Consider the following 14,068-nt stretch of genomic DNA (forward strand, 5'->3'; position numbering starts at 1 on the left):
TCATGACAGTCATCAAACAGGAAGACCTGATCGAATCGGTCGCCGCTGCGCTCCAGTACATCAGCTATTACCACCCGGCTGACTACATCCAGCACCTGGCGCGCGCCTACGAGGCCGAGCAGAGCCCGGCAGCGAAGGATGCGATCGCGCAGATCCTGACCAACTCGCGCATGTGCGCCGAAGGCAAGCGCCCGATCTGCCAGGACACCGGCATCGTCAACGTGTTTCTGAAGGTCGGCATGAACGTGCGCTTCGAGGGCTTCGGCAGCGGCTCGATCACCGACGCCGTCAACGAAGGCGTGCGCCGCGCGTACAACTTCCCGGACAACAAGCTGCGTGCATCGATCGTGGCCGACCCGCACTTCGAGCGCAAGAACACCAAGGACAACACCCCGGCGGTCGTGCACATGGAACTGGTGCCGGGCGACACCGTCGACGTGAAAGTCGCTGCAAAGGGCGGCGGCTCCGAGAACAAGACCAAGTTCGTGATGCTGAACCCGTCGGACTCCCTGGTCGACTGGGTCCTGAAGACCGTGCCGCTGATGGGCGCCGGCTGGTGCCCGCCGGGCATGCTCGGCATCGGCATCGGCGGCTCGGCCGAGAAGGCGATGCTGATGGCCAAAGAGTCGCTGATGGAAGACATCGACATGTACGAGCTCAAGCAGCGCGGCCCGCAGAACAAGCTGGAAGAACTGCGTATCGAACTGTGCGACAAGATCAACGCGCTGGGCATCGGCGCCCAGGGCCTGGGCGGCCTGACCACCGTGCTGGACGTGAAGATCAACATGTACCCGACCCACGCGGCATCCAAGCCGGTGGCGATGATCCCGAACTGCGCCGCCACCCGCCACGCCCACTTCGTGCTGGACGGCTCGGGCCCGTCCTACATCGAGCCGCCGGCGCTGTCGACCTGGCCGGAAGTGCACTGGACCCCGGACACCCAGAAGTCGAAGCGCGTCGACCTGAACACCCTGACCAAGGAAGAAGTCGCTTCCTGGCAGCCGGGCCAGACCCTGCTCCTGAACGGCAAGATGCTGACCGGCCGCGATGCCGCCCACAAGCGCATCCAGGACATGCTGGCGAAAGGCGAGAAGCTGCCGGTGGACTTCACCAACCGCGTGATCTACTACGTCGGCCCGGTCGATCCAGTGCGCGAGGAAGTCGTGGGCCCGGCCGGTCCGACGACCGCGACCCGCATGGACAAGTTCACCGACATGATGCTGGAGCAGACCGGCCTGATCGCGATGATCGGCAAGGCCGAGCGCGGCCCGGTGGCGATCGAATCGATCCAGAAGCACAAGTCGGCCTACCTGATGGCGGTCGGCGGCTCGGCCTACCTGGTGTCGAAGGCGATCAAGTCGGCCAAGGTGCTCGGCTTCGAAGACCTGGGCATGGAAGCGATCTACGAGTTCGAGGTTCAGGACATGCCTGTCACCGTGGCCGTCGATTCGACCGGCACCTCGGTGCACCAGACCGGTCCCAAGGAATGGGCAGCGAAGATCGAATCGCTGAAGAACATTCCCGTCACCGTCGCTTGAGTGACGTAGGGTGGACGGCTCTGCCGTCCACGCGTTCAACGCACGTTCGCATCACCTCACATCCATGACCCCTGCCCCGCTTCGCGACGCCCCCATCGGCATCTTCGACTCCGGGGTAGGCGGCCTGTCGGTCCTGCGCCACATCCGCGCGCAGCTGCCGCACGAACACCTGATGTATTTCGCCGACTCCGGCTTCGCCCCCTACGGCGACAAGCCGGAAGCCGTCGTGGTCGAGCGCGTGCTCGCCATCGGCAGCTTCCTGGTCGAACAGAAGGCCAAAGCCATCGTCGTCGCCTGCAATACCGCGACGGTCGCCGCGATCGCCCGCCTGCGCGAGCGCTTCCCCGGCATGCCCATCGTCGGTGTCGAGCCTGGCCTGAAGCCCGCCGCGGCCGCCACGCACAGCGGCACCGTCGGCGTGCTGGCCACCGAGCGCACCCTGTCCGGCGCGAAGTTCCTGCAACTGCGCGACCAGATCAGCGCGGCGAGCGGCGCGCGCTTCCTCTTGCAGCCCTGCCACGGCCTGGCGGACCAGATCGAGTTCGGCGAACTCGAATCAAACGAGACCGACGCGCTGCTGGCGCGCTACATCCTGCCGCTGCTCGACGGCGGCGCCGACACCCTGGTGCTCGGCTGCACGCATTACCCGCTGGTGCAGGCCTCGATCGAGAAGATCATCGCGCGCGCCACGGACCGCAGCGTGACGCTGGTCGACACCGGCGACGCCGTGGCGCGCCAGCTCGCGCGCCTGCTCGCGGCTGGCGGCCTGTCGCGCCCGGTATCCCGCGACCACGCCCGCCTGGACGGCTACACCAGCGCCAGCGCGACCGCGCTGTCGGCGGCGTTCGCCAGCCTGCTCGGGCTCGATCCACCGGTGCACGAGGTCGAATCCGGGCCTGCCGGAACTTTGTTGATCAGACCGAACAATTAGATTTGCCAGTTTGCTTCGGAGTTTGTATAATCTTGTTCTGTCTTCGCAGCACTGAAGACAAAAAGCAAGACAATGGTGGCTGTAGCTCAGTTGGTAGAGTCCAGGATTGTGATTCCTGTTGTCGTGGGTTCGAGTCCCATCAGCCACCCCAAGAATTCAGCAAAAGCCCAGTCCCCGGACTGGGCTTTTTGCTTTGTGCGCCGTATTCTTCAGGTTTCGGGGCCTCTTGAGATGGAGGTGATGTCGAAAAGCAAAAGGCCACCCTGGGGTGGCCCTTCCATTTCCGGGTCAGCTTGCGCCAGCCCGCCCTTCCCGATCAGTAACGGTTCGGATTATTCGGCCGGTTATCGACACGGTTCGGCACGCCGTCATTGTCGCGGTCGCGGTCGTAGCGATTCGGCACGCCATCGCGGTCGTTGTCACGACGCGGGGCAACGCGGTCGCCGTGGCGCCAGCCGCCCTGCTCCAGGTACCAGCCGTTACGGTCGCGGCGCCATTCGGCACGCTGGTAGACATAGCCCGGACGCACTTTTTCGTAGTGACCCTTGACCCAGGTGTAGCGATGACCCGTCCAGTTCCAGTAACCCGGCACCCATTCGAAACCGCGGCGCGCGGCCGGGATCACCTCGTGGCGCGGCGCGGGCGGCGCCTTCTTGACGATGATGACTTCGGTGCGGGTCTGCGCCTGGACCGGGCTGAAGGCGGCGGTGCTGATCAGGACGGCGGCGGCAGTGAAGAGGATTCGTTTCATGGTGGTGCTCCTTTCGGTTCGGTGTGAGATCACTATAGTCAAACGTGCCCGCATGCAGTAGAACTGATGCAAGTTCTTACACCCGAAACATTTACTCGCACCCTGGGTAACGAAGCTTTTACACCATCGGGAATTTGTAACAGCAAGCCGCCGTCCAGGCCGGAAACAAAACAGCCGGCGCTAGGCCGGCTGTTGTTGATGCTCAGGTGAAACGGACAGATCAGTCCAGCTTCCAGGCGTAGTCGACCTTGGTCGTGGTCTGGGCCGGCGAGCCGTCCTTGGTGCCCGGCTTGAACTTGCATGCCGACAGACCCTTCAGGGCTGCCCTATCGAGGCCCTTGAAACCGCTCGACTTTTCCAGCTTCGAATCGACGACGCTGCCGTCGGCGCCGACGACGAAGGACATCGAAGTGACGCCCTGCTCTTCGTTCATCAGGGAAGCTTTCGGGTACTCGACCTTGCACTTCGACGGATCGAAGGAAGCCGGGACTTCGGCGGCGAATGCCGAGCCGGCAAACGAGGCGAAGACGAGGGTGGCAATGGCGCTCAGGTAAGGCTTTTTCATAGTTCTAGTATCCCAAAAGTAGTTAATGTGCCGCTGACTGCTTGCGGTCTTTCAGTGTGGTCGGCAGCTTCGCCGTAAATTAGAATTCTTCCCATTCGTCGTTGCCGGCGGCAATGCTTGCCTTCTTCGGCTTGGCCGGTGCGGCCTCCGCGGCCGGCTTCTTCAGCGCCGGACGAGGGGTACGGGCAGCCGGAGCACGCACCGCAGGCACCTTCGCCACCGGTGCGGCAGCGGCCGGAGCCAGGACCGGCTCGGCCAGGGTCTCCTCGCCTTCGATCAGCTTGAAGATGCTGACCACGCGCGCCAGTTCGCCGGCCTGGTCCTGCAGGCTCTGGGCGGCGGCGGCAGCTTCCTCGACCAGCGCGGCGTTCTGCTGGGTCATGCTGTCCATCTCGATGATGGACATGTTCACCTGCTCGATGCCGGCGCTCTGCTCGGCGCTGGCGTTGGCGATCTCGCCCATGATGTCGGTCACGCGCTTGACGCTTGCCACCACCTCGTCCATCGTCACGCCGGCCTGGCCGACCAGCTTGCTGCCGCGCTCGACCTTCTCGACGGAGTCGCCGATCAGGGTCTTGATTTCCTTTGCCGCCGCGGCCGAACGCTGGGCCAGGTTGCGCACTTCGGACGCCACGACCGCGAAGCCGCGGCCCTGCTCGCCGGCGCGGGCCGCCTCGACGGCGGCGTTCAGCGCCAGGATGTTGGTCTGGAAGGCGATGCCGTCGATGACGCCGATGATGTCGGCGATCTTGCTGGCCGAGCTGTTGATCTCGCCCATCGTGCCGACGACCTGCGACACCACGTCGCCGCCCTTGCGCGCCACGTCCGATGCGGTGGCGGCGAGCTGGTTGGCTTCGCGGGCGTGGTCGGCGTTCTGCTTGACGGTGGTGGTCAGGGTTTCCATGGCCGAGGCGGTCTTTTCGAGCGAGCTGGCCTGCAGTTCGGTGCGCGAGGACAGGTCGATGTTGCCGGCGGCGATTTCACGCGAGGCGGTGCCGATGGTTTCGGTGCCGCGGCGTACCTGGCCGACGATCTTGACCAGGCTATTGCGCATTTCGTTCATTTCAGCCAGCAGGCTGCCGCGCTTGGCAGTGCTGGTGTCGATCGCGATCGCCAGGTTGCCGTGGGCGATGCTGCCGGCGATCCTGGTGGTGTAGTCGGGCTCGCCGCCCAGTTGCTTGATCAGGCCGCGGGTGATGACCCAGGCGGCGGCCACGCCCATGACGACGGCGACGACCAGCATGATGACCATGAAGTTACGCGCATTGACGAAGGCGTCGGCGGCGTCCTGCTGGCTCTGGGCGCTCTGCGCGTCTTCCAGCGCGACCAGCTTGTCCAGTGCTTCGGTCCACTTCTTCTGGACCGGACGCACTTCCCGCACCATCACGCGGGTCGCGTCCATGGCGTTATTGGCCAGGTAGAGCTCCGAGGCCTTGGCGATGGCCGGCAGGGCGGCGGCTTCGTGCTGCTTGATCTCGGCCAGCAGGGCCTTTTCGGCGTCGCTGCCTTCGGCGGAGAAGATCTGGCCGAGCTTGTTCTGCGCTTCGTTGTACTTCGCGGTCTGCTCCTTGAACTTCTTGAGCTCGGGCTCCATGTCGGCCGGGTCGGACATCAGGGTCAGCACGCGCAGCGAGGCCAGGCGATCCTGCACGTTGTTGCGCATATCGATGACCATGCGGCTCGACACATTATTCACGCTCACCACGTGATCGAGGCGATCCTGGATCTGGGCCATGCGCAGCACGCCGACCACGGTCACAGCGACCAGCAACACCAGCACCAGGGCGAAACCCAGCCCCAGGCGCACCCCGACCTTCATGTTCGTTAAATTCATCTCGCCCTTCCCTCTTCTGTTATCAGATTTGCCTGGAATTTTTATGTCCGCGTGAAGTTCTGCTCGACAACAGCTTCCCTTACGGAAATTATATTTCCGCAAGGATAAAGCAAAGCTGGACCCCGAGTCAGAAAAAATCTGCATTGGGAAGAAAACGCCTCACGGGACGGGAACGTTTCTTCAGCAAATCTTCAGTATTGCAAAACAAATTATGGATTGGGTCTTGCTGCAGAGCAAGCACGGCAGGAGCTGTCTACACAAATTCCGATGACCGTGTAGTAAATTTCCTACAGGAATCTCTGTCGCAGGGCGCGGCTGCACGCCGGTGGTGCACGGCGCACCACCGCGGAGCGGAAAGGAAGAGGAAGGGAGCGGGAAGCGCTCAGAGATCGCGGATGTGCGCGGCCGCCTCGAGCAGCAGGCGTGGGTCGCCGCCGGCGAGCTTTTTCGGGTCGGACAGCATCTGGCGGAAGGCGCGCGCGCCCGGCAGGCCGGCTGTCAGGCCCAGCATGTGGCGCGTGATGCTGTTGAGCTTGAGCCCGTAGCCGCCGTAGCGCGCCAGCTGGTCGGCAATGTAGGGCACCATCGCGGCCAGCACCTCGGCGCGGGTCTTCGGGGCGGCATCCGTGCCATAGAAGCGCGCGTCCCAGTTCGCCATGACATAGGGATTGTGATAGGCCTCGCGGCCCAGCATGACGCCGTCCACGTGCGCCAGGTGGGCGGCGATCTCGTCGTCCGTCTTCACGCCGCCGTTGATGATGATCTCCAGTTCCGGAAAATCGCGCTTGAGCTGGTAGGCCACCTCGTAGCGCAGCGGCGGGATCTCGCGGTTTTCCTTCGGCGAGAGTCCCTTTAGGATGGCGTTGCGGGCGTGGACGATGAAAGTGCGGCAGCCGGCGTCGGCGATCGTCCCGACGAAATCGCGCACGAAATCGTAGCTTTCGTTGTGGTCGATGCCGATGCGGTGCTTGACGGTGACGTCGATCGTCACCGCGTCGCGCATCGCCTTCACGCAGTCGGCCACCAGCTGCGGCTCGTTCATCAAGCAGGCGCCGAACGCGCCCTTCTGGACCCGCTCGGACGGGCAGCCGCAGTTCAGGTTGATCTCGTCGTAGCCCCACTCCTGCCCCAGCTTCGCGCTTTTCGCCAGATCGAGCGGCTCGCTGCCGCCCAGTTGCAGGGCGATCGGGTGCTCGATGTCGTCGTAGCGCAGGTGGCGCTCGACGTCGCCGTAGACCAGGGCGCCGGTGGTGACCATTTCGGTATACAGCCAGGTATGGCGGGTGATCTGGCGGTGAAACACGCGGCAGTGGCGGTCGGTCCAGTCCATCATGGGGGCGACACTGAGCAAGCGTCTGTTTTTATTGGCGTTTTTTTCTTTGGAATCAGTCATGTGCAGCATTCCGTGCACACGAGGTGCACACGATAGGGGTTAAATCGATCATGATCAGGGCATAATCAAACACACAGGAATTGGGCGCGATGGCGACGTTCACAAGGCTCCCTGGCGGGAAGTGGCGTGCTCAGGTACGAAGAGATGGGATGTATCGGCGACAAGCCTTCACCCTGAAATGCGATGCTCAGACAAGGCGAAGCAGATTAAGTACAAGGAAAACACATTGTCGCGAGCGGCTGTCAGCCAGTTCCTGAAGGTTGTAGCGTAGGCGATCTCATCGACGGCTATGCCCAGGAGTGTAACATGGGCGGCCTCACTTGACAGGCAACTCCATGCCATGCTGAAAGGAGGCCGCATGAGCAGGCACTACCACCCCAGGAAGAATTGACTGAGGTGGCAGGTGGATCCGCGAGTATGGCAAGATCAAAAGGCTGAAGCAACCGACGCCTACCAGTAAGAACGGGCCTTATCGCAGCTAGGCTTGCACGTCGGGTTACTGTTCCTGCCCATGCACGTATGCAGACTGTATCTGTAGTTACTGTTCAGCGAGTTGCTCGTAGATGAACGACTTCAGCAACAATTCAACAGCTTCGTCAGTGCCATGATTAAAAGCTACCCCGTACTGCATCTGCTGTGAAATCTTCCCTTTGATCGTACGAATCGTGGCACTCAGCTGCACCAGATGTGCTTTCCCACTAATCTTGAGGCGAAAGGCAAGCATGAGCTCTCTTCCGACGTCGCCCAACACAAAGGGGCTGGCAATTGCACACCCTCCGCTTGACAGATTAGTAAGTATTCCCGGAGTCGTACCGTCGGATAGCGTGATGGATACCGGTAGCTTGACGTCGACCCGCAGAGACCGACGAAAAGGTTTGGTGACGGCTTCGGTTGGGTAGCGCAGGAACAGGTGCCCGCTGGGTATTGAAGCGAAGCGAAGCAAGGACGTTTTGAAGACACTCACCGTTCGCCCTAAAACGACCTGTGCGGTCATGGGGAGACCGTCGAAATGCTGCCAGCTTTGTCCATTGCTGGCACGTACCACCGGCGCTGACACGATGATCGATTGCATGGGCACTCGACCATAGAACTCGACTTGTGCCGAGCGTGATTCGAAATCCCCGGGAAGCTGGAAGGTGAGCACCATGCCTTCCGCATTGTGTTTCAGTGCGAGTAGAGGATCGGTAAAAACCTGCCCACGTGTCGAATCCTCGTCCACGGCGATTAGTTTCCGTTGCCTGTCTTCCGGCTGAATAGGCCGCATTGCTTGAGCCTGCAACAGACGCTCTTGAGAACTTCGGTCTGTTACTATGTAACCGGCAGGCGCAAGGAGCTCACCCGAGCTTAAAAAAAGCGCCCATGGCAGTGGCTTTCCTAGCGGAATATCATTTTCTGTGACATGCACGAACTTTTGTTTGTTCATTCTGCGGTTTTTCCGTTCTTCGCTAGCGCGAACAAGGATGTTGACACAGATTAACATCTTCAGCAATTAGCATATACGGTGGTGGCTGGAGCATCGGTCATTGTGTGCAGCCTCTCGCCGCCGCATGACCCCGCTCAGCCGGCGCCGGGCGGTTTCGTCCGCTCTCCGATCTGCTGGCGCCACATCGCGTAATACAGCCCTTTGGCCTCCAGCAGCGCGGCATGCGAGCCACTTTCGACGATCCTCCCCTTCTCCAATACATAAATCGTATCGGCGTGCATCACGGTCGACAGCCGGTGCGCGATCAGGATCGTGATCTGGGTGGCGCGCGCCGAGATCTCGCGCACCGTGTTCGTGATCTGCTCTTCGGTCAGCGAATCGAGGGCCGAGGTCGCCTCGTCGAAAATCAGCAGCGCCGGCTGGCGCACCAGGGCGCGCGCGATCGACAGGCGCTGCTTCTCCCCGCCCGACAGCTTCATGCCGCGCTCGCCGATCACGGTGTCCAGCCCCTCGGGCGAGCGCTCCAGCAGGTAGGCGCAGGACGCCTGGCGCATCGCCGCCACGATCTCCTCGTCGCTCGCATCGGGCTGCACGAAGCGGATGTTGTCGCGGATGGTCCCGGCGAACAGGTAAGTCTCCTGGGTCACGAAACCGATCTGGCGCCGCACGCGGTTGTAGCGCAGCTTCGTGGTCGCCACGCCGTTGTAGAACACCTCGCCCGCGGCCGGCGCGTACAGGCCGACCAGCAGCTTGACCAGGGTCGACTTGCCCGAGCCCGACGGCCCGACGAAGGCGATGGTCTGCCCCAGCTTCGCCTCGAAGGAGACGCCGGCCAGGGCGTCGTCCTGCGCACCCTTGTGGCGAAAACGCACGTTTGCAAAGCGCAGCTCGCTCAAGGGCCCGATCTCGACCGGGTCCGGCGGACGGCGTTCGACCGGCTTGTCGATCAGGTTCCTGAAGTTCAGGAGCGAAGCCTCCGCTTCGCGGTGCGCGAGGATGATGTTGCCCAGCTCCTGGAGCGGCGCGAAGATCGACACCGAGATGAACTGCATCGCGATCAGTTCGCCCGTCGAGAGCACGTCGCGGAAGATCAGCCACAGGAGCGCGAACAGGATGGCCAGCTTCAGGAGGCTCAGCGTCGAGCCCTGCAGGAAGGACAGCAGGCGGATGCGCTTGACCTTCTCCATCTCCAGCGCAAAGATGGCGTCGGTCTGGCTGCGCAGCCGCCGGATCTCGGGAAAGGTCAGGCCCAGGCTCTTGATCAGCTCGATGTTGCGCAGCGACTCGGTGATGAAGCCGGAATTGCGGTTGGTCTCGCGCACGATCGAGCGCTGCTGGGTCTTGATCTCGCGGCTAAGCAGTCCGGTCAGGCCGCCCAGCACCAGCACCCCCACCAGGAACACCGGCACCAGCAGCCAGTGCCGCGTCACCGCATACCAGACCAGGAAGCTGACGCCGACCAGTGAGGCGAAGACGGTATTGATCGAGGTATTGATGAAGCGTTCGCTGTCGGCGCGCACCTTCTGCAGCAGGGACAGCATTTCGCCGCTGCGCAGGTCCTCGAACTCCTGGAATTTCAGGCGCAGCAGGTGCCGCAGGCCGTCGTTGAAGATCGCCACCCCGAGCTTTTGCACCACCAGCCGGGTCACGTATTCCTGCAAGGCTTTCGCCAGGCGCGACAGCACGGCCACCAGCACCGCCAGGCCGAGCAGGCGCATTACATGGGGCATCGGGTCCGGGTCGCCGGGACCGCGCTGCGTGACGAGGTCGATGATCCTGCCGAAGATGATCGGATCGACCAGGGCCAGCACCTGGGCGATTCCCGCCAGAAGCAGAGCCAGTAGCCCGAGGCGCCAGTGCGGTTTCAGGTAAGTCCAGAGAATGCGCATGGACAGATGGTAGCAAGCCCTGCCTTATCGCTGCGTCCCGTAGGGTGGGCGCCCCGTGCCCACCCTACGATGCTCGCGGCGAAAAAAAACCCGCTGCAAGCAGCGGGTCTTTTCGCTTCCAGCGCGGACGATACGTCCGCAGCGGAAATTATGCGCCTTCGCGCGATGCCTTCTTGCGCTCGTGCTCTTTCAGGTAACGCTTGCGCAGGCGGATCGACTTCGGCGTGATCTCGACCAGTTCGTCGTCCTCAATGAACTCGACGGCGTATTCCAGCGACATCTGGATCGGCGGTACCAGGCGCACGGCTTCGTCGGTGCCCGAGGCGCGGACGTTGGTCAGCTGCTTGCCCTTGATCGGGTTCACGACCAGGTCGTTGTCGCGCGAGTGAATACCGATGATCATGCCTTCGTACACCGGGGTGTTGTGCTCGACGAACATGCGGCCGCGGTCCTGCAGCTTCCACAGTGCGTAGGCGACGGCGTTGCCGTCATCCTGCGAGATCAGCACGCCGTTGCGACGGCCGGCCAGTTCGCCCTTGCCGGTATCGACCGGCGAGTAGGCATCGAACACGTGGCTCATCAGGCCGGTGCCGCGGGTCAAGGTCATGAAGTCGCCCTGGAAGCCGATCAGGCCGCGTGCCGGGATGCGGTATTCCAGACGGACACGGCCCTTGCCGTCCGATTCCATGTTCTGCAGGTCGCCACGGCGGCGGCCCAGTTCTTCCATCACGCCGCCCTGGTTCACTTCTTCGACGTCGACGGTCAGGTTTTCGTACGGCTCGCACTTCACGCCGTCGATTTCCTTGAAGACGACTCGTGGACGCGACACGGCCAGCTCGAAGCCTTCGCGACGCATGTTTTCCAGCAGGATGGTCAGGTGCAGTTCGCCGCGGCCCGACACTTCGAAGGTGGTGTCGTCGTCGGTCGGCAGCACGCGCAGCGCCACGTTCGACTTCAGTTCGCGCTCGAGGCGGTCGCGCAGCTGGCGGCTGGTGACGAACTTGCCTTCGCGGCCGGCCAGCGGCGAGTTGTTGACCATGAAGTTCATGGTCAGGGTCGGCTCGTCGACGGTCAGCATCGGCAGCGCTTCCGGGGTATCCACGGCGGTCACGGTCACACCGATGCCGATGTCTTCGATACCGTTGATCAGGACGATGTCGCCGGCGACGGCTTCGTCGACCAGCACGCGCTCCAGGCCCTTGAAGTTCAGCACCTGGTTGATGCGGCCCTTGATCGGATTCTTGTCGTCCTGGCCGTTCACGACCAGCACGTCCATGCCCGGCTTGACGCGGCCACGGTTGACGCGGCCGATACCGATCTTGCCGACGTAGGACGAGTAGTCCAGCGAGGTGATCTGCATCTGCAGCGGGCCGTCCGGATTGTCGTCACGCACCGGCACGTATTTCAGGATGGCGTCGAACAGCGGCTTCATGTCGCCGCCGCGCACGTCTTCGGTCATGCCGGCGTAGCCGTTCAGGCCCGAGGCGTAGACGATCGGGAAGTCCAGCTGCTCGTCGTTGGCGCCCAGCTTGTCGAACAGTTCGAAGGTCTGGTTGATCGCCCAGTCGGCGCGCGCGCCCGGACGGTCGATCTTGTTGACGACGACGATCGGCTTCAGGCCCAGGGCCAGCGCCTTGCGGGTCACGAAACGGGTCTGCGGCATCGGGCCTTCCTGCGCATCGACCAGCAGCAGCACCGAGTCGACCATCGACAGCACGCGTTCCACTTCACCGCCGAAGTCGGCGTGGCCAGGGGTGTCGACGATGTTGATGTGGGTGCCTTCGTACTCGACCGCGCAATTCTTCGACAGAATCGTAATGCCGCGTTCTTTTTCGAGGTCGTTCGAGTCCATCACGCGGGTGTCCACGGCCTGGTTCTCACGGAAGGTGCCCGACTGGCGCAGCAGCTGGTCGACCAGCGTGGTCTTGCCGTGGTCAACGTGGGCGATGATTGCAATATTACGAATTGCGCGTTTGGTATTTGACATGTGATTTCAAGCGTGGTTTGCGTGATGTACGGATGTGTACGGTGCTGCCAATTTCGGAAACCGACTAGTATAGCACGCGAATGTGACGTTTCCAGGGAAAAGCCCCGCAATTTCAACGGCTTGCCGGGATTTCAAGGGTTTTTGGGCAGGATTTTCGCTGCGCTGCGCAAATTAAGATGAGGCAACGTAGGGTGGGCGCCCTGTGCCCACCGTGAACGATGAGCAGACGCAGCCCTTTATAAACGCCAACACGACGCAGACTCCACGCGTGGGCACGGGGCGCCCACCCTACGTCGGCAAGCAGCGTAGTTATTGGGCTTGGGCTGCAGCGATCAGGCGTTCCGGCGCCAGGATCGCATACTCCTGCAGGTTCGCCGTGCCGAGCAGTTTTTCACCGTGGTACACGCGCACCCTGCCCAGCTCCTGGGGCACCATGACCGACTCCTTCCCGAGCGCGAGGCGCTGGCCGTTCAGGAAGCGCTTCGCCAGCTCGTCCGTGAGTTCGACCGACGGGAAACTCGACAGCAAGGCGTCGACCGGCGCCAGCAGCGAACGGGGGTCGGGATGCGCCTGCAGCTCTTCCAGCGTGATCATCGTCGAGGCAGTCAGTGCACCGACCTGGATGCGGCGCAACGCATTCAGGTGCGCGCCGCAGCCCAGGGCTGCGCCGATGTCCTCGCCCAGCACGCGCACGTAGGTGCCCTTGCTGCAGGTGACACGGATCTTCAGCATCGGCGTTTCGTACCCGATCAGCTCCAGGCCGTGGATCGTCACTGGCCGTGCTTCGCGTTCGAGGGTGATGCCTTCGCGCGCGTATTCGTAGAGCGCTTTGCCGTCGCGCTTCAGGGCCGAGTACATCGGCGGCACCTGCAGGATCGGGCCGCGGAAACGCGCCAGCGCCGCTTCGATCTGCTCGAGCGTGACGTCGACTTCGCGCGTCTCGATGGTGTCGCCTTCGGTGTCGCCGGTCGTCGTCATGATGCCCAGGTGTACGGTCGCATCATAGGTCTTGTCCGCTTCCAGCAGATCCTGCGAGAACTTGGTCGCTTCGCCGAAGCACAGCGGCAGGAGCCCCGTTGCGAAGGGATCGAGGGTGCCGGTGTGGCCAGCCTTCTTCGCGTTCATCACGCGCTTGGCCTTGATCAGCGCGTCGTTCGAGGACAGGCCGACCGGCTTGTCGAGCAGCAGCACGCCGTCGACCAGGTCGCGCGGCTTTTTTTGCGGGCGAGCGTTCACTCCGAGTCTGCCTCGTCTTCGCCGAAGTCGGCGGCGCGCACGGCGTTGGCCTGGTCGATCAGCGCCGACATCTGCAGGCCGCGCGAGGTCGAGGTGTCGTGCAGGAAGTGCAGTTGCGGCAGCGTGTGGATGTGCAGGCGCTTGCCGAGCTGGTTGCGCAGGTAGCCGGCGGCTTTGGAGAGGCCCTCGAGCGTCTGCTTGACCTCTTCCTTGCTGTCCTTCAGCAGGGTGAAGTAAACCTTCGCATGGGCGTAGTCCGGGGTGAGCTGCACTTCGGTCAGCGTGACCATGCCCACGCGCGGGTCCTTCAGTTCGAATGCGATCAGTTCCGACAAGTCCTTCTGGATCTGGTCGGCAACGCGCAAGCCGCGCTGGGGAATGTTTTTGCTGTGTTTTGCCATGTTTCGTTGTTGGGGGTTTTGTGACAATGGTACATCGATCGCGTACAAGGGGGCGTACGCGGGCACGCGTGCAGGTGTGCGAGAGGGCGGGCGCAAAAAAAACGCCATCGGGCGGGCGCG

The 14,068-nt window shown here is 62.8% G+C and carries 11 protein-coding genes and 1 tRNA gene; 3 read left to right on the plus strand and 9 right to left on the minus strand.

The window, feature by feature from the left end:
* Positions 1–2 precede the first annotated feature (2 nt).
* From ACSUZJ_RS19715 to ACSUZJ_RS19725, 3 genes are all read left to right on the plus strand, one after another.
* Complete coding sequence (locus ACSUZJ_RS19715; protein ID WP_313706647.1) at positions 3–1,538, plus strand: fumarate hydratase; 1,536 nt, start codon at positions 3–5, stop codon at positions 1,536–1,538.
* A 64-nt stretch (positions 1,539–1,602) separates the two neighbouring features.
* The gene (murI, locus tag ACSUZJ_RS19720; RefSeq protein WP_499410978.1) at positions 1,603–2,469 is read left to right on the plus strand and encodes a glutamate racemase; all 867 of its coding nucleotides are present in this window, start codon (positions 1,603–1,605) and stop codon (positions 2,467–2,469) included.
* Between the two features lie 75 nt (positions 2,470–2,544).
* Positions 2,545–2,620 (plus strand) — tRNA-His (locus tag ACSUZJ_RS19725).
* 165 nt (positions 2,621–2,785) lie between these two features.
* Here the strand turns inward: ACSUZJ_RS19725 and ACSUZJ_RS19730 are convergent.
* The 9 genes from ACSUZJ_RS19730 to rbfA form a co-directional block, all read right to left on the minus strand.
* Positions 2,786–3,220: a thrombospondin type 3 repeat-containing protein gene (locus ACSUZJ_RS19730; protein WP_499410979.1), complete on the minus strand. Its 435-nt coding sequence runs from the start codon at positions 3,218–3,220 to the stop codon at positions 2,786–2,788.
* 220 nt (positions 3,221–3,440) lie between these two features.
* Positions 3,441–3,785, minus strand: coding sequence for an energy transducer TonB (locus ACSUZJ_RS19735; protein ID WP_499410980.1), 345 nt, complete (start codon positions 3,783–3,785; stop codon positions 3,441–3,443).
* 79 nt (positions 3,786–3,864) lie between these two features.
* Positions 3,865–5,619 carry a methyl-accepting chemotaxis protein gene (locus ACSUZJ_RS19740; RefSeq protein WP_499410981.1) on the minus strand — a complete coding sequence of 585 codons (1,755 nt, stop codon included), beginning with the start codon at positions 5,617–5,619 and terminating at the stop codon, positions 3,865–3,867.
* Between the two features lie 382 nt (positions 5,620–6,001).
* Positions 6,002–6,952 (minus strand): tRNA dihydrouridine(20/20a) synthase DusA, encoded by a 951-nt coding sequence (dusA, locus tag ACSUZJ_RS19745; RefSeq protein ID WP_499410982.1) that lies wholly within the window; start codon positions 6,950–6,952, stop codon positions 6,002–6,004.
* 598 nt (positions 6,953–7,550) lie between these two features.
* Positions 7,551–8,435 (minus strand): PilZ domain-containing protein, encoded by an 885-nt coding sequence (locus tag ACSUZJ_RS19750; protein ID WP_499410984.1) that lies wholly within the window; start codon positions 8,433–8,435, stop codon positions 7,551–7,553.
* A gap of 134 nt (positions 8,436–8,569) precedes the next feature.
* Positions 8,570–10,324, minus strand: coding sequence for an ABC transporter ATP-binding protein (locus tag ACSUZJ_RS19755; protein ID WP_499410985.1), 1,755 nt, complete (start codon positions 10,322–10,324; stop codon positions 8,570–8,572).
* Between the two features lie 148 nt (positions 10,325–10,472).
* Positions 10,473–12,311 (minus strand): translational GTPase TypA, encoded by a 1,839-nt coding sequence (gene typA, locus ACSUZJ_RS19760; RefSeq protein WP_499410986.1) that lies wholly within the window; start codon positions 12,309–12,311, stop codon positions 10,473–10,475.
* Positions 12,312–12,620: 309 nt separating this feature from the next.
* A complete protein-coding gene (gene truB / locus ACSUZJ_RS19765; RefSeq protein WP_499410988.1) occupies positions 12,621–13,547 on the minus strand; it encodes a tRNA pseudouridine(55) synthase TruB in 927 nt (308 codons plus the stop codon).
* The gene (gene rbfA, locus ACSUZJ_RS19770; protein ID WP_499410990.1) at positions 13,544–13,948 is read right to left on the minus strand and encodes a 30S ribosome-binding factor RbfA; all 405 of its coding nucleotides are present in this window, start codon (positions 13,946–13,948) and stop codon (positions 13,544–13,546) included. The genes truB and rbfA overlap by 4 nt, the downstream gene beginning before the upstream one ends.
* Positions 13,949–14,068 lie beyond the last annotated feature (120 nt).

Source organism: Telluria sp. B2 (assembly GCF_051789535.1).
In the GTDB taxonomy this organism is placed as follows: domain Bacteria; phylum Pseudomonadota; class Gammaproteobacteria; order Burkholderiales; family Burkholderiaceae_D; genus Telluria.

Bases quoted from the DNA above. Each gene is read 5' to 3' on its own strand.
- ACSUZJ_RS19755 (WP_499410985.1), bottom strand. From the start codon at position 10,324: ATGCGCATTCTCTGGACTTACCTGAAACCGCACTGGCGCCTCGGGCTA.
- dusA (WP_499410982.1), bottom strand. From the start codon at position 6,952: ATGATGGACTGGACCGACCGCCACTGCCGCGTGTTTCACCGCCAGATC.
- typA (WP_499410986.1), bottom strand. From the start codon at position 12,311: ATGTCAAATACCAAACGCGCAATTCGTAATATTGCAATCATCGCCCAC.
- ACSUZJ_RS19750 (WP_499410984.1), bottom strand. From the start codon at position 8,435: ATGAACAAACAAAAGTTCGTGCATGTCACAGAAAATGATATTCCGCTA.
- rbfA (WP_499410990.1), bottom strand. From the start codon at position 13,948: ATGGCAAAACACAGCAAAAACATTCCCCAGCGCGGCTTGCGCGTTGCC.
- ACSUZJ_RS19740 (WP_499410981.1), bottom strand. From the start codon at position 5,619: ATGAATTTAACGAACATGAAGGTCGGGGTGCGCCTGGGGCTGGGTTTC.
- ACSUZJ_RS19735 (WP_499410980.1), bottom strand. From the start codon at position 3,785: ATGAAAAAGCCTTACCTGAGCGCCATTGCCACCCTCGTCTTCGCCTCG.
- ACSUZJ_RS19715 (WP_313706647.1), top strand. From the start codon at position 3: ATGACAGTCATCAAACAGGAAGACCTGATCGAATCGGTCGCCGCTGCG.
- murI (WP_499410978.1), top strand. From the start codon at position 1,603: ATGACCCCTGCCCCGCTTCGCGACGCCCCCATCGGCATCTTCGACTCC.
- ACSUZJ_RS19730 (WP_499410979.1), bottom strand. From the start codon at position 3,220: ATGAAACGAATCCTCTTCACTGCCGCCGCCGTCCTGATCAGCACCGCC.